The 18,517-nt window shown below is 53.9% G+C and carries 19 protein-coding genes; 6 read left to right on the top strand and 13 right to left on the bottom strand.

The window, feature by feature from the left end; all coding sequences use genetic code 11:
• Positions 1-9: 9 nt before the first annotated feature.
• The 3 genes from FYJ24_RS03025 to FYJ24_RS03015 all read left to right on the top strand — a co-directional run bounded on the left by FYJ24_RS03025 (position 10) and on the right by FYJ24_RS03015 (position 2,840).
• The gene (locus FYJ24_RS03025; RefSeq protein WP_154543483.1) at positions 10-990 is read left to right on the top strand and encodes a ribose-phosphate diphosphokinase; all 981 of its coding nucleotides are present in this window, start codon (positions 10-12) and stop codon (positions 988-990) included.
• A 105-nt stretch (positions 991-1,095) separates the two neighbouring features.
• Positions 1,096-1,710 carry a 50S ribosomal protein L25/general stress protein Ctc gene (locus FYJ24_RS03020; protein WP_154543481.1) on the top strand — a complete coding sequence of 205 codons (615 nt, stop codon included), beginning with the start codon at positions 1,096-1,098 and terminating at the stop codon, positions 1,708-1,710.
• Positions 1,711-1,838: 128 nt separating this feature from the next.
• Entirely contained in the window at positions 1,839-2,840 is a 1,002-nt protein-coding gene (locus FYJ24_RS03015; protein WP_154543479.1) for a mannose-1-phosphate guanylyltransferase, read from the top strand.
• 17 nt (positions 2,841-2,857) lie between these two features.
• On the opposite strand, the gene FYJ24_RS03010 is transcribed toward FYJ24_RS03015, so the two are convergent.
• From FYJ24_RS03010 to FYJ24_RS13150, 7 genes are all read right to left on the bottom strand, one after another.
• Entirely contained in the window at positions 2,858-3,649 is a 792-nt protein-coding gene (locus FYJ24_RS03010) for a hypothetical protein (protein ID WP_154543477.1), read from the bottom strand.
• Positions 3,646-4,350, bottom strand: a complete 705-nt coding sequence (locus FYJ24_RS03005) for an ABC transporter ATP-binding protein (protein WP_154543475.1) — start codon at positions 4,348-4,350, stop codon at positions 3,646-3,648. Before FYJ24_RS03005 ends, FYJ24_RS03010 begins: the two co-directional genes overlap by 4 nt.
• Positions 4,343-4,714: a GntR family transcriptional regulator gene (locus FYJ24_RS03000; protein ID WP_154543473.1), complete on the bottom strand. Its 372-nt coding sequence runs from the start codon at positions 4,712-4,714 to the stop codon at positions 4,343-4,345. Before FYJ24_RS03000 ends, FYJ24_RS03005 begins: the two co-directional genes overlap by 8 nt.
• Before the next feature lie 183 nt (positions 4,715-4,897).
• The gene (nhaA, locus tag FYJ24_RS02995; protein ID WP_154543471.1) at positions 4,898-6,097 is read right to left on the bottom strand and encodes a Na+/H+ antiporter NhaA; all 1,200 of its coding nucleotides are present in this window, start codon (positions 6,095-6,097) and stop codon (positions 4,898-4,900) included.
• Between the two features lie 140 nt (positions 6,098-6,237).
• Positions 6,238-7,290: a glycosyltransferase family protein gene (locus FYJ24_RS02990; protein ID WP_154543469.1), complete on the bottom strand. Its 1,053-nt coding sequence runs from the start codon at positions 7,288-7,290 to the stop codon at positions 6,238-6,240.
• Positions 7,287-9,701 (bottom strand): sodium-translocating pyrophosphatase, encoded by a 2,415-nt coding sequence (locus FYJ24_RS02985; protein WP_154543694.1) that lies wholly within the window; start codon positions 9,699-9,701, stop codon positions 7,287-7,289. The genes FYJ24_RS02990 and FYJ24_RS02985 overlap by 4 nt, the downstream gene beginning before the upstream one ends.
• Before the next feature lie 245 nt (positions 9,702-9,946).
• Positions 9,947-10,480, bottom strand: coding sequence for a TetR/AcrR family transcriptional regulator (locus FYJ24_RS13150; protein WP_154543468.1), 534 nt, complete (start codon positions 10,478-10,480; stop codon positions 9,947-9,949).
• A 137-nt stretch (positions 10,481-10,617) separates the two neighbouring features.
• Between FYJ24_RS13150 and FYJ24_RS02975 the strand changes: the two genes are divergently transcribed.
• Positions 10,618-12,129, top strand: a complete 1,512-nt coding sequence (locus FYJ24_RS02975) for an MFS transporter (protein ID WP_154543466.1) — start codon at positions 10,618-10,620, stop codon at positions 12,127-12,129.
• A gap of 14 nt (positions 12,130-12,143) precedes the next feature.
• Entirely contained in the window at positions 12,144-12,839 is a 696-nt protein-coding gene (locus tag FYJ24_RS02970; protein ID WP_154543464.1) for a 2-phosphosulfolactate phosphatase, read from the top strand.
• On the opposite strand, the gene cimA is transcribed toward FYJ24_RS02970, so the two are convergent.
• From cimA to FYJ24_RS02945, 5 genes are read right to left on the bottom strand one after another with little or no spacing between them, the layout of a single operon-like run.
• Positions 12,826-14,430, bottom strand: coding sequence for a citramalate synthase (cimA, locus tag FYJ24_RS02965; RefSeq protein ID WP_154543462.1), 1,605 nt, complete (start codon positions 14,428-14,430; stop codon positions 12,826-12,828). The genes FYJ24_RS02970 and cimA overlap by 14 nt on opposite strands.
• A 58-nt stretch (positions 14,431-14,488) precedes the next feature.
• Positions 14,489-14,983, bottom strand: coding sequence for a dihydrofolate reductase (locus FYJ24_RS02960; RefSeq protein ID WP_154543460.1), 495 nt, complete (start codon positions 14,981-14,983; stop codon positions 14,489-14,491).
• Positions 14,980-15,777 carry a thymidylate synthase gene (locus FYJ24_RS02955; protein ID WP_154543458.1) on the bottom strand — a complete coding sequence of 266 codons (798 nt, stop codon included), beginning with the start codon at positions 15,775-15,777 and terminating at the stop codon, positions 14,980-14,982. Before FYJ24_RS02955 ends, FYJ24_RS02960 begins: the two co-directional genes overlap by 4 nt.
• Positions 15,774-16,175: an OsmC family protein gene (locus tag FYJ24_RS02950; protein ID WP_154543456.1), complete on the bottom strand. Its 402-nt coding sequence runs from the start codon at positions 16,173-16,175 to the stop codon at positions 15,774-15,776. The genes FYJ24_RS02955 and FYJ24_RS02950 overlap by 4 nt, the downstream gene beginning before the upstream one ends.
• A complete protein-coding gene (locus tag FYJ24_RS02945; protein ID WP_206192465.1) occupies positions 16,172-16,666 on the bottom strand; it encodes a DUF2505 domain-containing protein in 495 nt (164 codons plus the stop codon). Before FYJ24_RS02945 ends, FYJ24_RS02950 begins: the two co-directional genes overlap by 4 nt.
• Positions 16,667-16,745: 79 nt before the next feature.
• On the opposite strand from FYJ24_RS02945, the gene FYJ24_RS02940 reads away from it, so the two are divergent.
• Complete coding sequence (locus FYJ24_RS02940) at positions 16,746-18,200, top strand: sensor histidine kinase (RefSeq protein WP_318656480.1); 1,455 nt, start codon at positions 16,746-16,748, stop codon at positions 18,198-18,200.
• A 12-nt stretch (positions 18,201-18,212) separates the two neighbouring features.
• Here the strand turns inward: FYJ24_RS02940 and FYJ24_RS02935 are convergent, their stop codons facing one another.
• A complete protein-coding gene (locus tag FYJ24_RS02935) occupies positions 18,213-18,461 on the bottom strand; it encodes a WhiB family transcriptional regulator (RefSeq protein ID WP_154543452.1) in 249 nt (82 codons plus the stop codon).
• Positions 18,462-18,517: the final 56 nt, after the last annotated feature.

Raw genomic sequence — 18,517 nt, 5'->3', positions numbered from 1 at the left:
TGTCCCTCTATGAGCGGCATTATCTCAACCGGTGAAAAACGATTGGTACTGGTCTCGGGGCGCGCATACCCGGGCTTGGCAGAACAGGTAGCCGAATCACTTGGTACGGAGGTGTCTTCCACTACTGCCTACGATTTTGCTTCCGGTGAGATTTACGTGCGATTCAACGAATCTGTCCGAGGCGCAGATGTCTTCGTCCTGCAGTCAATGACCGCACCCATCAACAAATGGTTCATGGAACAGTTGATCATGGTCGACGCCGCTAAACGCGCTTCGGCCAAGCGCATCACTGTTGTTGCTCCGCTCTACCCCTATTCACGTCAGGATAAGAAGCACCAGGGACGTGAACCCGTATCAGCCAAGCTGATTGCTGATATGTATAAGACCGCGGGAGCTGATCGCATCATGAGCGTTGACCTTCACGCCTCTCAAGCTCAGGGCTTCTTTGACGGACCCGTTGATCATTTGTGGGCGATGCCGGTTCTCGTGGACTATGTGCGCGGCCGTATCGACCCTGAAAAAGTCGCTGTTGTGTCACCTGATGCTGGTCGAATCCGTGTTGCAGAAAAGTGGTCTGCAAAACTGGGGAACTGCCCTCTTGCTTTTGTCCACAAAACCCGTGATACGACTCGCCCAAATGTTGCTGTCGCAAATCGCGTCGTAGGTGACGTAACGGGACGTCAATGCGTTCTGGTTGATGACATGATCGATACTGCAGGAACGATTGCTGAGGCTGTCAAGGTTCTCTACGATGCTGGCGCCAGTGATGTGATCGTTGCGGCAACGCACGGAGTGCTCTCTGATCCGGCGCCACAAAGACTGGAAGAGTCAGGCGCATCAGAGGTAATCGTCACAGATACTTTGCCGATCGAGGAAGATAAGCGGTTCCCACACCTGACAGTTTTGCCGATCGCACCCCTTTTAGCACGGGGAATCTTTGAGGTGTTTGAGGACGGCTCAGTGACGTCAATGTTTGACGGGGTCGCGTAGAAAAACTATTCTAAGATAGTTGCCCCGGCGAGGGAGCGTTGCTCCGTTATCGGCAGGGATTCCTTCTCCGGCGCGCGTGAGTACAATCGCTTGAGAGAGGGCATCATGGCCACCGAAAATCATGTGCTGAATGCACAAGTACGCACCGAAACCGGGAAGGGCCCCGCTCGTCGTGCCCGCCGCGCAGGACTGGTCCCTGCTGTCATGTATGGCAAAGGCTTCGAACCTGTCCACTTAGATCTTCCAGGTCACGGAATCTTCCTCATCGTCAAGGATTCAGCAAATGCTGTTATTGAAGTATCGTACGACGGTAATAAGCAGCTGTGCTTGGTCAAAGCTGTGCAGACTCACCCAGTCTCGCGCAACATTCTGCACGTTGATTTGCTAGTGGTCACCAAAGACCAGAAGGTTGACGTGGAAGTTCCAATCGTTCTGGTTGGCGAGCCTGCCCCTGGTACCCAGACACAACAGGAAGAGTTCGCGCTGCCAGTCAAGGCTTCTGCAACTGCTATTCCAGAATCCATCGAGGTGAGCGTCGAAGGTCTCGCTGAGGGAACAGTTGTTCGCGTCTCCGACCTGCAGCTGCCTGCTGGCGTTGAAGCTGAACAGGACGCCAATCAGGATATCGTCTCTATCATCGCTATCACCGATCAGGTTGACGTTGTCGAGGACGCTGAAGAAGCTCTTGCTGAGGCAACTCAGGACAACGACGACGAGTAAGAATACTCGATAGAAGCGCACAGCGTCTGCATAATGGGGAGGGAATTACCCTCCTCTGCGGCGCTGTGTGCTTTTTGGTATTTCGCAACGATGCGCTCCATACACCATATGAAAGGCCGTGAGCACCAATGAGGCGACTGCATGCAATCATTCCCGCGGGAGGGACTGGCACCCGTTTGTGGCCGCTGTCTCGGGCAGATCATCCCAAGTTTTTCCTTGACCTTTTGGGGGAAGGCCGCTCTCTTTTGCAGGCGACAGTGGAGCGGCTACTTCCTATCAGTGAGACAATCACGATCGTGACCGGTAGTCGTCATGAAGACCAGGTGAAGGCACAAATTAGTGACTCCCGCGTGCGAGTCTTAGTGGAACCGAGCCCCCGCGACTCTATGGCAGCTATTGGATTGGCTGTCTACCGGTTAGCCGAAGAGTTTGGCGATGACTGCATTGTCGGCTCGTTTGCCGCCGACCATGTGATAGAAGATGAACAAGAGTTCGTGGCCGCGGTGAACAATGCCATTGAAGGTGCGGCCCAGAACTATCTGACGACTATTGGAATCACCCCCGCTGAACCCTCCACAGCGTTTGGGTATATCGAGCCTGGAAGCGAAATTGCTCCCTCGGTCTACGCAGCACAACGCTTCGTTGAAAAGCCCGAGAAGGACGTTGCTGAAGAGTACTGCCGCAATGGCTTTTTGTGGAATGCAGGGATGTTTGTCATGCGGGCGGGACTGCTCCGTGAGGGCCTGGCACAGATGCTCCCCCAGATGGACCGGGGATTGGCAAAGCTGTCAAGCGGACCGGTGGATGCTGCAGCGTGGAATACGCTTCCTCGAATTGCTATCGATTATGCGCTGGCAGAGCCAATGGCTGCCCAGGGACGGGTAGCTGTAACACCGGGCAATTGTGGGTGGTCCGATATCGGCGACTTCAAGGCTCTAGCAGATATTGCCGGGGTTGAAGGTACCGGAGTGTTCACACGGTCAAAAAAACATGTGGTGACTGTGGGGCTATCAGATGTAGCCGTCATTGATACCGATGATGCGTTGCTCGTGATTGACCTTCACCAAGCCCAAAAAGTAAAGCAGGTGGTTGACCATCTCAAGGAGACTGGTCAAGACCACCTGCTGTAGGTACGAAAATCTATCAGCTAGTTGAGGGAAGCCCCTTTGCGCCACAGGCGTGCCGCCCAGAATATTTGTATGAGGGAGAGAATAACAACGGCCGGTATCCAGCCTACCGGCATGAACTCCACAGTATTGGATGTGAAGAGACTGGCGAATGAGAAGGTGTGGAGTTCCATTCCGCTAGGTCCTAAGCCAATGCCCACGGGTATGAGCAGTATCGTCAGCAGTAACGTCATTTGAGTGACAAAGTACGATGCAACCATAATCACCACGGGGCCGCCGATTCCCCAGCGGTTCAATGGCTCGATGGACCCCAATGTTGCAGCGAAGAATAGTGATATCACTAGGTTGAAAAGATAGGTTACGGCGACGATTCCTACGACGATAAAGGCCCATGCAGGGGTAATCTCTAGTACCTGATCCCACCAATTGGCAAGTGTTCCCAGTTCGCCAGCGGAGGCGACAATGGCTAACGCAAGTAATACTGCGATTATCGCGCTGACCACAGTCGCAATAACAGCCCAGGCAAGTTTTGCCCAGTAGATGCGTGGTCCTGGTATCGGCAGTGTCTGCGTGAGATAGCCTTCTCTGCGATAACTACTGGCCCAATAGTCAATACCCAGATAGAGCTGGGTTGCAGGTATTAATAGAACCGTCACCATAACAGCGAAGGCCAGGCCCAGTGACGATAGCGCGGGAATTTTCATGAGAATCATGAGGCACCCGACCGTGGCTATTCCAAGGGCAATAGCCCAAATGATGAGAATGCCATCACGAGTGCGCAGGTATTCATATTTGAGTAGTTTGGAGGTCATTGGTACACCTTCCTGAAGAGCTGATCCATCGACAGTCCGTGTTCGCCTCGCAAATCATCGACCTGTCCCGTGAGGATCACACGTCCTGCACGCATCATGACAATAGAATCCAAGATTGGTTCTAAATCGTGAATAAGGTGCGTAGAGATGAGGACTAGAGAGTCACTATCCAAATGGCGGGTGATGGCCTGAAGTAGCACATCGCGAGCCGCAGGATCCACTCCTGATATTGGCTCATCCAACAGATAGATTCTGGCTTTGCGGCCCATGGCCAAAGCAATCTGCACTTTTTCGCGCATTCCTTTACTCATTTCCGAGAGCTTTTTGTCACGCGGGAGTGCGAATAGATCTAGTAGGTCTTCTGTTCGTGCAGGGTCGAAATCGGCGAAGAAGTCACGGTAGAGGTCGATGCATTGGGGGATCGTCGCCGAATTTGCCAGGAATGATGTATCTGGAAGGAACGAAACTATTGCTTTGGTTTCTGGACTAGGCTTCATGCCGTTGATACGGACATGTCCGGAATATCCTTGGAGTACTCCAGCTAGTATTTTTAGCAGCGTTGTCTTACCGCATCCGTTTTCCCCTAGCAGCCCGACCACCTGCCCCGTGCCTAGTTGGAGATTAAGGCCCGCAAGCGCCGGGAAACCACTGAATGTTTTAGTGAGGTCTCTCACCTCCAGTATTGGTTGGTCTTCATTCATGCGTTATGGTGTCCTTCCATTGAGTGGTGATGAGATGGGTTGCCTGCTCTGAGCTCATGTGTAGACCTTTGGCCTTGACGATGAAATCACGTGCAGCGTCAGTGGCAAGAGTTAGTTGAGCTTTTTCGATGAGTCGGGGATCATCGGTGACAAAACGTCCAGAGGTTCGCTCTGAACGGCACAGGCCGGTGCGTTCAAGTTCGGCCAAGCTGCGTTGGACCGTGTTGGGATTGACCCCCATCTGGGATGCAAGATCGCGTACCCCGGGGATGCGGGAGCCTGGAGGCCAGATTCCCACGGCGATGTTTCGCGCAAATTCGTCGTGTAACTGCAGCCAGATTGGTTGAGTGTTGTCAAAATCCATCGCACCCCCTTGTCTTACTGTATTAGGTGATTAATACAGTAAGACAATTGTGGAGTGATTGCAAATTCTTTCGCACTCATGACAGTGTGCTAATACCTGTGGCAGTTTGATATTTGTCGCCGGGACACTGTTTTATTCGCCGGGATACGCCAAGGGCTTTGGGGGATTGACTAAGAAGCAATATCAGTGACGCTGCGGTGCGAGAATAGCCGCCCCAATGAGACCCGCCAAGAGAGACCCCGCGAGAACGCCGATGGTGGCATGACTTCCAACGGTACTGCCAACCCCAAAAGAAAGCTCGGATACCAACAGTGAGACTGTGAAGCCAATCCCGGCAACAAATGACATGCCGATAAGGTGGCGCCAGCGCAGCGCTGGTGCCAGCTCCAAGGACGGAATGTGGGTAAGGAGGAAAGTTGTCGACAAGATACCCAGTGGTTTGCCAAGGACGAGCCCAATGATGATTCCAAGGGCGACAGGATCACGAAGAGCTTCGCCTAGTCCCGAGAAACCACCAATAGTTACCCCCGCCGAAAAGAAGGCAAAAACGGGCACAGCCACCAGTGTCGATATGGGACTCCAACGACGAATGAAATACTGGGTCATCTCTTTGGTGGCTGAGTAGGAAGGCGTGGTCACGACAATGGGGACAGTAAATCCCAGGGCAGCTCCAGCGATAGTGGGGTGAATGTCCGAAGCGTGCGTGAGCCCCCACGTTAGCAATGCCAGTGGCAACAATATCCACCAGGCGTGGATGCCGCGCCTAAGTAAGAATGCGAAGATGATGAGGGGGATGAAGGCAAGTGCCAACCACACGAGGTTTACTTCTTCGGTGTACACGGCCGCAATAATGATGATGGCAATAAAATCGTCGACGACGGCCAAGGTGAGGAGAAAGACGCGCAAGGCTGTTGGCAAGCGGCGCCCCACCAGTGCAAGGAGTGCTACAGAGAACGCTATGTCGGTTGCTGTGGGAGTAGCCCATCCCTGCAAGGCTTCCTGACCACCAGAATGGTTCACCAGGACATAAAGCAATGCTGGCATAAGCACCCCACCGCAGGCCGCGGTAATAGGTAGCAGGGCAGTGCGAGGATTGCGGAGGCGCCCGATGACAAACTCTTCTTTCAGCTCCAAACCGACAACAAAGAAGAAGATTGTCAGTAGACCATCAGAGGCCCACTGGCCAACACTGAGTGAAAGATGCAGCTGAGGGATTCCCAGGCGAAAATCTCGCAGCGCCTGATAGGCAGGTGCAAGGGGACTATTGGCAAGGATGAGAGCCAGGATAGTGGCACCAAGTACCAGGGAGCCGCCGAAGATGTCTGAGTTCAAAGCTGCTTTAATGCGCCCATGCAAGGAGCGACGCTTGGGTGAGTATTTCATGGAGGCCTTTCGTCGATCACCGATCCGCACGGACCAGTACCGACCAGACTTCCCGGCACACCGCTTTCCAGTATATCGAGAGATAGAAAAACGAGTGACAAAAAGTGCCCAACCACACGGGCCGGGCACTTCCTGTCAGATTAGGCAAACCAGTTGTTGACTGCAGCAACGACTTCTCGATCGAAAACGTCATCGCTGTGGTGTTCATTAATCCACCCAGTGAAAGACCCGCCGACAAGTTCGTCAAGTTCCTTGCGGCAAGCGTCCGGATCTTCTACTGCGCGTGTAAGCAGCGTGGTTGCCTCATCTTCAGTGTCGTAAAGGAATGGGTAGCCCTCTGGCACCAAAATCCGCGCCCATTCAAGATTGGGAAATACTCCTATTGCGCCAGCGCCCATCGCTTCCACATATGACAGGCCATAGGATTCTTCAGCTGCGGTAGCCAAGAATGCCGTCGTGTGCGCTAGAGCCTCCCAATAGGAATTGCGCTCTGCTGTGAGTGGGCCGACCCAGACCCAGTTGAGTCGTGAGAATTGCATTGCTTTCTCGCTGACCAAATGTGACTCTTGGAGGCGCATTTCGACCTTGAGAGGAACCTTATCCCGAACCTTCTCTACCACTTTGCGGAAGAGGTCGGGGCGCTTGCGGTCGGAGAGATAGATGGCCGGATAGAGAACTACTGGCACGTCGGTTTCCTGGCGATCTTTGACGTGATCGAGGCGGAAGCCCAAATTCACCCACGCTAGTTTTGCTTGTTCTGCTAATGAACTGACGGTGAGTTTGCGGGTGAGTTCGCGAATCTCGGATGCTGTGCGCTCAGAGTTGGCGAAAGTGGGAAAGAGTGCGCATGACAACGCCATGGTGGGGCGCTCCACGGTGCTCTCTAAATCGGAGGTTGGCCACCAGACAAAATTCATAATGTTGGCGTGGGCCCCGCCGGATTCTCGATAGATGGTGTTCCAGATGTCTGTGGAATCTAGAACATCCATGTTGATAATGACGGTGTCCTCAGGGTCAACGAACGCGATTGGAACAACATCAAAGCCGTCGCAGCGGCGAGGCACAGGCCCGATGACTTGGGCCTCTGGAAAGAGTCGCAGGAAACGCCGCACTAGGGTTGCCCCCGAGTCGTGACCGGCTACCCTACCATCTTCACTGATGACGGTGGCTTCTCGTTTGATGGCAATTTTCATGAGTTACCTCCAGCTTGGTTGGTGAGGGCGAGTTCGTCCTCATCGGCGGGGGCCGACTGAATCCTCATCCCGTAGAAAGAACGATAGACGAAGAATGTGGAGATGAGGAAGAACACTGCGGAAAGAATGTAGACCAGTGTGCTCAGTCCTTCGTTTGATAGGTGAACTCCCAGTTCAACAGCCAGCAGTCCGAAGAGTGTGGTGAACTTGATGATGGGGTTCAACGCAACGGACGAGGTGTCTTTGAATGGATCGCCCACGGTATCTCCGACAATGGTGGCATCGTGGAGGGCAGTGCCCTTGGCATGCAGGTCGGTTTCGACAACCTTCTTTGCATTGTCCCAGGCACCTCCGGCATTTGCCATGTAGATAGCTTGGTAAAGGCCGAAGATGGCGATGGAGATCAGATAGCCGATGAAGAGGAACGGCTCTACAAAGGCGAAAGCCAATGTGGCAAAGAATACCGCTAGGAAGATGTTGAGCATTCCTTGCTGCGCATACTGAGTGCAGATTTCCACGATAGCGCGTGAGTCTTTTTCGCTGGCTCTTTCTGAAGAATCATCTAGTTTGATGGTCTTCTTGATGTATTCAACTGCGCGGTATGCGCCTGTGGTCACTGCTTGAATAGAGGCCCCTGAGAACCAGAAGATGATAGAGCCACCCAGGATGAATCCCAGCAGGAAGGGGGCATGCATGATGGATAGGAACGCCGTGTTTTCGAGACCATTGGTCAGTCCGATAATGATCGAGAAGATCATGGTAGTGGCCCCAACGACAGCAGTTCCAATGAGAACTGGTTTGGCTGTTGCTTTGAAGGTGTTCCCGGCACCATCATTTTCTTCAAGCATGTACTTGGCACGTGACCACTCTGGCTTTTCACCTAATGCCTTGGTGAGTTCTGCTTCGATTCCTGGTACCTGTTCGATTTGTGAGAGCTCGTAGACTGATTGCGCATTGTCAGTTACTGGTCCGTACGAGTCGACAGCAATCGTCACTGGCCCCATACCTAAGAAACCGAATGCGACGAGGCCGAAGGCGAATACTGCAGGCGCATCGACTTGCATAACATCGGCGAGGCCGAAACTGGAGATCCACAAAGCTACCGCCATGAGACCAACGATGACGATTCCCAGCCAATAGGCAGAGAAGTTTCCTGCCACGACACCTGAGAGAATGTTGAGTGAGGCGCCGCCTTCCCGGGAGCTCTTCACAGTTTCGCGAACGTGGCGGGACTTGGTGGAGGTAAAGACTTTCACCAATTCTGGAATAAGAGCTCCGGCCAGGGTTCCGCACGTGACAATGGTGGCAAGAATCCATCCCAGTTGCTGACTTCCGAGGATGGCCCAGCTGGTGAGGTAAGTGAATCCAATACAGATGATTGAAGTGATCCACACTAAGGATGTGAGGGGCGCTTCGAAGTTCATCTCTTTGGCATTGCGGTATTTATTGTCGGTGATGAGAGCGTTGATTCCGTACGCCAGCACCGAAGCAACCAGCATTGCTGCGCGGATTGCAAAAATCCAGACTAGGAGAGTGGCTTGAATATCGGGATTGAAGGCCATGATGATGAAGGTCACTAAGGCGACACCGGTAACACCATATGTCTCGAAACCGTCAGCTGATGGGCCTACGGAGTCTCCCGCATTGTCTCCGGTGCAGTCGGCGATGACTCCTGGGTTTCGTGGGTCGTCTTCGTCAATCTTGAAGACGATCTTCATCAGGTCGGAGCCGATGTCAGCAATCTTTGTAAAGATCCCGCCAGCGATGCGCAATGCTGATGCACCTAAGGACTCTCCGATAGCGAAGCCGATGAAACATGCACCGCCCAGGGTGGGGGGTAAGAACAGCAGAATTATCAGCATGACGAAGAGTTCAAGAGAGATCAGAACCATGCCAATCGACATGCCTGACTTGAGAGGAATCCGGTGCAGAGGGAGGGGCTTGCCACCCAATGCGGCGTACGCGGTGCGCGAGTTGGCAAGAGTGTTAACACGGATGCCAAACCACGCGACTCCGTAAGAGCCTGCCATGCCAAGAAGGGAGAAGAACACAATAATGAGTACGGCCCCCCATGGGAAGGACATGAGCACGTTGTAATAGACAACGATGACGGCCGTAATGAAAACCCACAAGATGAGGAGGAATTGTCCCTGTTTGGTGAGATATGCGCGGCATGTCGAATAGATGAGTTCCGAAATCTGCAGCATCGCTTTATGCACTGGCAGTTTCTTCAGCTGCGCATAGACGACAAGTCCGAATGCAAAGCCAAAGAAACACAGAATAAGCCCGATGTAGAGCACGCCTCGGCCGCTGAGGCCGATGGCCGTTGTGGCTTGATCGAGAGCAGGAATCTCTAAACTAGCCTCTCCCTTCGCGTCCTCTGGTATTTCGATACCGGTGCACCCCGTCATGAGGGTTGCGGCCGTGAGCGCAGTGATGCTGAGAAAAAACTTCTTGATTGGATGAGTAAAGGGGGCCCGAGTCCGCCCCGAACTGTTGATGGTCATTTTGCCTCTGGGTAGTCGCTCCATTGCTGGCGTTTCCACCTTAGTTCGCTTGGCAGAAAAGCCAAGGCGTTTGGACTGGGCAAAGGTAATTCGAAAGCAAAAAACCGGTGCTTTAGCGCTCTAGCCTTTAATCGAAAGGGACAGAGGTCCTAATCTAGCTGCGTAAGGTGGTCGACGACCGCAAGGAGGCTTTCGTGATCGGATGCACCAAGCGTGCGGATGGGCGAGGGAGTGAACATATTTTCAAAATACAAGCCATCGCCTATGAGCTTGATTGCATAGGCTGCGTGGGGATTTGGAATCTGTTCGCGAAGGACCATAAGCCACTGTTTGTCGGCGTATGAGGCTGCTTCTCGGGCGACCTCGTAACCGGCATCTTGCAGGCGGGCTGCTGCCAATAGTGCCCGATCGAGGGGACTGTCGGTGAACGTCGAAGCTCGGACATAATACCGAGCCGCACCCTCGGGGGCTTGGCGCATTACCTCGACGTCCTGGTCAACGAGGGTAGTGAGGCGGCCACATATTCCTTCTACCAGTGCCTCCTTGGAAGCAAAATGATAGATTAATCCGCCTTTGGATACGTGAGCTCTTGCGGCGATTGCATCCATTGTGGCTCGACGTTCCCCACTTTCACCCAATATTGCTTCATAAGCGTCGAGAATGCGTTCGCGGGTAGGACTCATGCTTAGCATCATAGCTAACGGATCATCTCACATTCGTATGTCTTGCCGACTGAACCGACTAGACGGTACAGTAACACGGGTGTCACCGCAGTGACACCTCCATAAAGATTTTCGGGGTAAATACCGTGACTACGACAATGAGTGAAACAACGAGGAAGTCTACTGATCTGCGCAGGTGGATAGCGTTGGCGGTTCTTATGCTGCCGGTGCTGTTAGTGTCCATTGACGGCACTGTCGTGAACCTTGCCCTTCCCATGATTTCATTGGAGTTCTCCAGCAGCGGCACCCTCTTGCTATGGATTATCGACGCATATTCTCTGGTGTTGGCCGGACTCCTTGTCACAATGGGAAGCTTGGCTGATCGATTTGGCCGCAGACGGATGCTTCTCATCGGCGCGTCAGGTTTTGCTCTTATGTCAGTCGGTGCGGCCTTTTCGCCTACGGGTCTCACCCTGGTGTTTTTTAGAGCTGCGCTAGGGTTTTTCGGTGCCATGCTTATGCCAGCAACGCTGTCAATCATCCGTAACATGTTCACCGATCGATCTGAGCGACGTCTAGCGCTGGCAATATGGGCTGCTTCGTTTTCTGCGGGAGCTGCTCTGGGGCCGGTAGTTGGAGGCATACTTCTTCAGTATTTCTCATGGCATTCGGTATTCCTCATTGCTGTACCGTTGTTGGTTCCCATGCTCATCCTTACCCCCATCTTTGTTCCCGAGTCCAAAGATCCGCAGCCCGGACCTGTTTCCATCCTCAACGTGGTGCTTTCGATGGCAACCTTGACGCCAGCCGTCTATGCCATTAAGACAATTGCCACTGAAGGCTTTACCCCGCTGAGCGTAGGCGCGTTGGTTGTGGCGCTAATAGCTGGCGTGTGGTTTGTCTACCGACAGCTGCATTCCACCGCACCGATGCTTGACATTCGGTTATTCTCCAGTCGCTTCTTCTCAGGATCTGTCCTCACCAACCTCTTTATTGTCTTTTCGATGGTGGGATTCTTGTATTATGCGTCCCAACACCTGCAACTAGTGGAGAGGCTAGATCCCATCCACGCAGGATTGACGTTACTTCCAGGCACTGTCGTCATGATGGTTTCAGGAATAGGTGTTGTGTCCGTCGCCAAGAGGGTCCCCGTCAACCGCATCATCTCCGTGTCGGTGTTGATTGCGGCTATAAGTTTCGGTCTATTGGCTGCTTTCGGAGTGGGTGCATCACCACTTCTCGTTGGAGGTGTTTTTGCGCTTCTTGCATTAGGAACAGGACCGGCAGAAACACTGACAAATGATGCTATCGTGTCGGCGGTTCCCGCACATAAAGCGGGCGCAGCCTCAGCGATTTCCGAGACCGCCTATGAGGTGGGTGCAGTGCTGGGAACTGCAGTATTAGGTACCGCCTCGGTTGCCACCTACCGTTCCAATGTGGCCTTGCCTCAGGGCTTGTCTCCTGCGCAGCGTCTCGAGGCTGGTGAGACCTTGGGGGGAGCGGTGAGCGTGGCCGATACATTGCCTGCTGCTGACGCGAACAGCCTTTTGGCATCGGCATACCAAGCTTTTGACTTGGGAGTTGTCGCCATTGGTGTTATGGGTGCGGTGATTATGGGAATTGCGGCCGTCGCATCGTGGATACTCCTACGTAGGCCTAAGACACAGTAGGCATACTGAAGCCTATGAGTGAGAGCTTTCAGCCTGGTGGCATTTACCTCGACCGATTCCAGATCGACACTGTGCGTGGGCCGGTAGTCGTGGTTGATGTCTTACGAGCCTTCACAAGCGCTGCATACGCCTTTGCAGGCGGAGCTACACAGATCACTCTTGTTGGGACAGTAGAGGATGCCTTCGCACTCCACCGCGAGCATCCGACGTGGCTGCTCATGGGGGAGGACGGGGGACACCGCATACAAGGATTCGATGTGTCAAACTCTCCGGTCGAGGTGGCCCATGCGGACCTTTCAGGGCGTGCGCTCATACAACGAACCACTGCGGGCACTCAAGGGGTACTTGCCTGCGCAAATGCTGACCGAGTCTTTGCCAGCGGCTTAGTGACAGCGTCGGCGACGGCGCGCGCTATTGGGCAAGATCAGCCTCACTATGTGGTGACCGGTTCCTGGCCAGGCAGGAAACTATCCGGGAATGACGATTGGTGGACTGCGCAGCTGATTGAAAGGGCACGCAAAGGTCAGGCATTGTTGTCTGGAGAAACTGAGCAGCTTATACGCGATTCCGACGAGGCTCGGTGGACGTTGTCCTTAGGTGAGGGATCAGTGCACACAGACGACGTCGAATATGCGCTGCGTACGGATCTCTTTGACTTTGCAATGGAGGCAAACCTAGAGGGCTCCCACTGGGTTCTCAGGCAGGTGTGACTTCCGCCCTTACGAGTCCGTAGCGATAGGCTTCGAGCAGCGCTTCCCATGATGCCTCGATAACATTGGTTCCCACCCCAACGGTTGTCCAGATGTCACGAGAATCCTCCGTGTCGATGAGGACCCGGGTGAGTGCATCCGTTCCTCCGCGGTCTTCGTCAAGAATGCGCACTTTAAAATTGCGAAGCCTGAACTGGTCAACTTGAGGATAGACGCCGCGCAGGGCACCTCGCAAAGCATTATCGAGGGCGTTGACGGGGCCGTTGCCTTCAGCAGTGGTGACGAAGCGGCCCCCGGCATGAAGTTTGATGGTTGCTTCTGATTCAGTAAAGATACTCTCGGGAGTTACAGTAACTTCGCGGGTCGTCACCTTCCACGATTCGATGCGCCACAGCACAGGTGCCGTGCCCATTTCTTCACGCAGCAGCAGATCAAAGGATGCGTCCGCCGCGTCATAGGTATATCCCTCCGCCTCGCGGGCTTTGACTGTGGCAGCAATGCGGCCGGTGAGCTCTTTGTCATGACTCACGTCGAGTCCCAACTCGGCCGCTTTGAGCTCAATAGAGGCACGGCCCGCCATTTCCGATACCAGCATGCGTCTGGCGTTACCCACCTGTTCAGGTTCCATGTGTTGGTAAAGGTCGGGATTGACCTTGATAGCCGAAGCATGCAGCCCAGCCTTGTGGGCGAAAGCAGAATGACCGACGTACGGGTCGCGGGCAAATGCCGCCATATTGGCTATTTCTGCCACCGTATGGGAAACAGACGATAGATTCCTCACCCCCTGCGGGGGAACCACATCGTAACCCATTTTGAGCTGTAGATTCGCAATACAGGTGAGGAGATTAGCGTTGCCGGTGCGTTCCCCATAGCCGTTGACGGTTCCTTGGATGTGCCTAGCGCCCGCCTTTACTGCAGCAAGCGTATTGGCAACGGCGCACCCAGTGTCGTTGTGAGCGTGCATTCCCACAACGACGTCGGCGTAACCCTCTTTGTCCAGCATAGTCCTCACGGCGCGAATAGCATCGGCAATTGAGTGGGGCAGCCCGCCACCATTCGTGTCACAGCAGATAACCGTTGTTGCACCAGCTTGCGCCGCAGCAAGAGCTACATTAAGTCCATAGGTAGCGTCGAAGGCAAGTCCATCGAAGAAATGTTCTAAGTCGACCATTACCTCGCATCGAGAGGAAAGAAAACTGACGGTATCAGCAACCATCCGGAGGTTTTCTTCCTCGGAGGTTCGAAGTGCCTGTTTGACATGGCGCGGATCTGACTTTGCCACTAGCGTGACTACTGACGCCCCGCTTTCAGCAAGGGCCAGAACCTGAGAATCGTCTTTTGCTGATATGCCAGGCTTACAGGTAGACCCGAAGGCTGCAAGCCTGGCACGAATGTCGGGTGCTAGGGTGGCAGCCTGGCGAAAAAATTCGGTGTCTTTAGGAATCGCTCCTGGCCAACCGCCCTCAATGTAGTCCACACCAAGAGAATCAATCACTGTCACAAGCCGTAGCTTGTCGGCAACAGAGAGCGAGATTCCCTCCATTTGTGCACCATCGCGCAAAGTCGTGTCATAAGCCTGTACGTGAACCATGGTAAAGAGTCTCTACTACATCAGTGTTGTGTGGCTGACCCGTCCAAACTGGGGCCCTCTAGTGGGTGGAGCGGACATATACTTCTACCCGCCAGCGTGCATCGCCAGATTGCGGTCTCCACTGGCCATCCGACTGAGCGGGGTCCAAGCGCCATCGTGCGGGATCAATGGGTGGAGCCTTCACGCCCGGACCCACCTCAAGATCCAGCTGCGAGACGACCAAACGATCCACCAGGTCAATGGTTTGGGCATAGACCTGCGCCCCACCGGTTATCCACGCATCTTCGCCTTCCACATGATCCAGAGCTTGAGCTAAGGACGACACAACAGTGGCCCCCGGTGCCACATAGTCTTTTTTCGAGGTGATAACAATGTTTTCGCGTCCGGGAAGCGCACCACCGAGCGCCTCCCACGAGGCGCGCCCCATGATAACCGGCTGCCCCATTGTCTGTTCTTTGAAGAATGTCTGGTCAGCAGGGACACGCCACAACATTCCAGTGCCAGAACCGATGACACCGTTGCGATCTTGAGCCCAGATAGAGCTGAGCGTCATACTGAAACCTTCGCTTTGATGGCCGGATGGTGCTGGTAGTCAACTACCGCAATATCGTCAAAGTCGTAAGAGAAGAGATCCTTAGCCTTAGCAAGTTCTAAGCGTGGGAATGGGTAGGGTTCACGCGAAAGCTGCTCTTGTACTTGGGTGAGGTGATCAAGGTAAATGTGGCAGTCGCCCCCTGTCCAAATGAAGTCACCGACCTCTAGCCCTGCTTGTTGAGCCAGCATGTGGGTGAGTAGGGAATAAGACGCAATGTTGAAGGGGACTCCCAGGAATAGATCGGCGCTGCGTTGGTATAGCTGCAGACTAAGTTTTCCATCAACGACGTAGAGCTGGAAAAAAGCATGACATGGTTGTAAAGCCATCTGCTTGAGCGCGCCCACATTCCACGCAGAGACAATCATGCGCCGAGAATCGGGGTTGGTGCGCAAGGTGTTTAAGACTTCAGCTAACTGGTCTACTGTCTCCCCGCCGGCTGTCTGCCATGAACGCCACTGGACTCCGTAGACTGGGCCAAGTTCGCCGTTCTCGTCGGCCCATTCATTCCAAATGCGAATGCCGTTATCTTGCAACCATTTCACATTGGACTCTCCGCGGATGAACCACAAGAGTTCCCCTACAACAGACTTGAGATGTATTTTTTTTGTTGTGACGACGGGAAAACCCTTGGCTAGGTCGTAGCGGATCTGGCGTCCGAATACTGACAGGGTTCCGGTCCCAGTTCGATCATCTTTGCGTGCGCCATTGTCAAGCACATCGCGCAGGAGGTCTTCATACTGCCGGTCTATCATTCTTCTACCGTAATCGTTGTCCTGTGAGGCACCACATGGTCCAGTGTTCGACCGATGGTGCACTGTCTGTCGATAGCGCGCAATGCTCTTTTGATCACTGCGGCAATCTCTTCGTCACTGTGCCCGGAGAAATCAGGGACCAGTTCAACGGTAAAGTCTGTGTAGCGATTTTCTGCTTCGGAATACTCCCCATCAATGCCAGCACTGAGTTGGAAGTCTTCACCGAGGAGGCCAGCCAACCGGTGATCCGATGACATGGCATTACATCCCAACAGTGCCATTTTTAATAGCTCTCCAGGGCTCCACTGGCCTTCACCTTTGCCGATTTCGAGAGTTGCGCCGCGCTCATTTTCGCCGTGATATTGGCGGGTTCCTGTGCGTTCAATATGCAGGCTCATGCGTGCTGCTCCAACCACACTGAAGAAGCATCTAGCTCTCCTTGCACGAGGCGGGGGACATACTTCACGGCTTCTTTTTCTATACGACCGCCTACAAGGGGAATGGAAACCTTCACGTCTCCGCTCATACTGCGCTGAGTCTCATTCCCGGCTCCTGTCAGTGTGGACTGTGAGGTGAATGATACTGGTGCACCTTTAGCGACTATCTGAGATGTGCCGGTTGCGGCATCTGTCCCCGAACGAGTCCATTCCTCTACCAGAGTCACCTGTACATCGCTTTTGACGAAACGTTGAGCAACTGAGGGAAGATCCGAGGCGGGGATTAGGGCGCTCACCTCAACGCGGAACTTACTATCGTCGCCTTTGACCTGTACCTGCGCGTCATCCAGGTGGGCTGCCGCTAGGCGTTTGACCGTGTAGTCGGGGTCTTGATACATCTGCCAGATGCGATCAAAAGCAGCGGGGTAGGCATAGTCTTCTTGAAACTTCATCTCACTCCTCATATTTGTTTTCATCTTAGTCGGGCTCGCTCGCTTAGGCTCTATCGATCGAGGAGGCTAGGCTTAAGGTGTGTTAAGTCTGAATCAATTAGTGCGTGAGTCCTCTGCCGTACCACTGAGCAGAGAGGCAACTGACCATCTTTACGCGTTGATGTCGGACTGGCAGGTCATTGCAGACCTTGTTGGAGCCGATTTGGTTTTGTGGCTTCCGACCTCTGACGGCCGTTTTGTTGCTGCGGCGCTATGCCGTCCTGCGACGTCGTCAACCGTCCATGTTGAAGACATTATCGGGCGTTTTTCGTCTTCTGTTCGCGGGGCAGCACTGATGGAGGGGCTGGATACCGGACAGATTGTTGAACCCACTGGTTCCGATTGGGCGGGGGCGTATTCGACGTCAGTGGCGTATATTCCAGTGCCGGTGGACGGCAAACCGGTTGCCGTTATCAGCCGTGAAATGAATGTCGCTGCCCGGGGGAATACGGTCGGGCATGGCATGTGGACTGAGTGGGCTGGCAACGTTCTGATTGAGATGATTGCCCGCGGTGAATACCCCTATCATGAGGCCCCCACCATGGCGGGACACGGTATTCCACGTGTCATTGACGGTGCACTACTTCTCGATGCAGAAGGTGTTGTGCGTGACATGACCCCTAACGCGAACTCTTGTATGAGACGGCTAGGAATCCGCTGTGACCTGGTGGGAACAAATCTTGGTGAAGCAGTCACCTCGGTTTTGCGCGATGGATCGGCGGTTGAGGAAACGATGGCTGTGGTGGTGATGGGGCGAGCCCCGTGGCGAGTCACGGTTGAAGCCAACGGTCACGCTGTTAATATTCGGGCCTTGCCGCTGTTGGAATGGGGCCAACGGATTGGCGCAGTGTTGCTCACCCGCGATGTTTCAGAGACACATCGCCGTGAGCAGGAACTGATGACCAAGGACGCCACTATCCGCGAAATCCATCATCGCGTGAAGAATAATCTTCAGACGGTGTCGGCACTGTTGCGCATGCAATCGCGTCGATCAGATTCTGCAGAGGTCCACGATGCTTTGCATGAAGCTGGGCGCCGCGTGCAGGCGATTGCGACGGTGCACCAAGCTTTGAGTCAAAATGTTGATGAAGTCGTTGGTTTCGACGAGGTGGCACGGACAGTTTTGCGAATGGCAGGGTCGGTCGCCTCGATGGACCATAATGCCCGGGTGGTCGTCGAAGGAGAATTTGGTCCGATTCCAGCCGATGCTGCAGCTGCCCTAGCCACTGTGCTCACCGAACTGGTGACCAACTCTGTCGAACACGGGTTTGTGGGGCGTGATGGAACCGTTACGGTGAAAGCTCAACGCAATGGAGATTCCTTGACCGTTGTCGTTGAAGATGACGGAGTTGGTATCGAAGAAGGCAGAGAGCTTAGCGGCCTAGGTACACAAATCGTTGAGATGATGGTCAAAGGTGAACTCCACGGAACCATTGATTGGGCGCGCGCAAATCCTGGAACCATCGTGACGCTGCACCTTGATGTCAGCGAGTAACGATGTGAAAAATCAGGATGCGCGGCGGGCGCGGGCAGCACGCCTCTTGAGGGAGCGGCGCTCTTCTTCACTCATGCCGCCCCATACCCCAGAATCCTGGTTGTTCTCGATTGCCCAACGCAAGCAGACCTCAACGACCTCACATGTTGCGCATACCATTTTGGCTTCGGCAACCTGTGATATAGCCGGACCCGTATTTCCAATCGGGAAGAAAAGTTCAGGGTCAACACTCAAACAAGCAGCGCGGCTACGCCAGTCCATTACTTGGCTCCTTAAAATGTGGTCAACATACCACTGACAACTCAGATAAATACCAG

The organism is Scrofimicrobium canadense (genome assembly GCF_009696615.1).
Taxonomy (GTDB): Bacteria; Actinomycetota; Actinomycetes; order Actinomycetales; family Actinomycetaceae; genus Scrofimicrobium; species Scrofimicrobium canadense.
The sequence above is the reverse complement of the archived record's forward strand: the minus strand, read 5'-3'. Positions and strand labels throughout refer to the sequence as shown.

Coding starts and splice junctions, on each gene's coding strand:
- FYJ24_RS03025 (WP_154543483.1), top strand. CDS start 10: ATGAGCGGCATTATCTCAACCGGTGAAAAACGATTGGTACTGGTCTCG.
- FYJ24_RS03020 (WP_154543481.1), top strand. CDS start 1,096: ATGGCCACCGAAAATCATGTGCTGAATGCACAAGTACGCACCGAAACC.
- FYJ24_RS03015 (WP_154543479.1), top strand. CDS start 1,839: ATGAGGCGACTGCATGCAATCATTCCCGCGGGAGGGACTGGCACCCGT.
- FYJ24_RS03010 (WP_154543477.1), bottom strand. CDS start 3,649: ATGACCTCCAAACTACTCAAATATGAATACCTGCGCACTCGTGATGGC.
- FYJ24_RS03005 (WP_154543475.1), bottom strand. CDS start 4,350: ATGAATGAAGACCAACCAATACTGGAGGTGAGAGACCTCACTAAAACA.
- FYJ24_RS03000 (WP_154543473.1), bottom strand. CDS start 4,714: ATGGATTTTGACAACACTCAACCAATCTGGCTGCAGTTACACGACGAA.
- nhaA (WP_154543471.1), bottom strand. CDS start 6,097: ATGAAATACTCACCCAAGCGTCGCTCCTTGCATGGGCGCATTAAAGCA.
- FYJ24_RS02990 (WP_154543469.1), bottom strand. CDS start 7,290: ATGAAAATTGCCATCAAACGAGAAGCCACCGTCATCAGTGAAGATGGT.
- FYJ24_RS02985 (WP_154543694.1), bottom strand. CDS start 9,701: ATGACGGGGTGCACCGGTATCGAAATACCAGAGGACGCGAAGGGAGAG.
- FYJ24_RS13150 (WP_154543468.1), bottom strand. CDS start 10,480: ATGAGTCCTACCCGCGAACGCATTCTCGACGCTTATGAAGCAATATTG.
- FYJ24_RS02975 (WP_154543466.1), top strand. CDS start 10,618: ATGAGTGAAACAACGAGGAAGTCTACTGATCTGCGCAGGTGGATAGCG.
- FYJ24_RS02970 (WP_154543464.1), top strand. CDS start 12,144: ATGAGTGAGAGCTTTCAGCCTGGTGGCATTTACCTCGACCGATTCCAG.
- cimA (WP_154543462.1), bottom strand. CDS start 14,430: ATGGTTCACGTACAGGCTTATGACACGACTTTGCGCGATGGTGCACAA.
- FYJ24_RS02960 (WP_154543460.1), bottom strand. CDS start 14,983: ATGACGCTCAGCTCTATCTGGGCTCAAGATCGCAACGGTGTCATCGGT.
- FYJ24_RS02955 (WP_154543458.1), bottom strand. CDS start 15,777: ATGATAGACCGGCAGTATGAAGACCTCCTGCGCGATGTGCTTGACAAT.
- FYJ24_RS02950 (WP_154543456.1), bottom strand. CDS start 16,175: ATGAGCCTGCATATTGAACGCACAGGAACCCGCCAATATCACGGCGAA.
- FYJ24_RS02945 (WP_206192465.1), bottom strand. CDS start 16,666: ATGAAGTTTCAAGAAGACTATGCCTACCCCGCTGCTTTTGATCGCATC.
- FYJ24_RS02935 (WP_154543452.1), bottom strand. CDS start 18,461: ATGGACTGGCGTAGCCGCGCTGCTTGTTTGAGTGTTGACCCTGAACTT.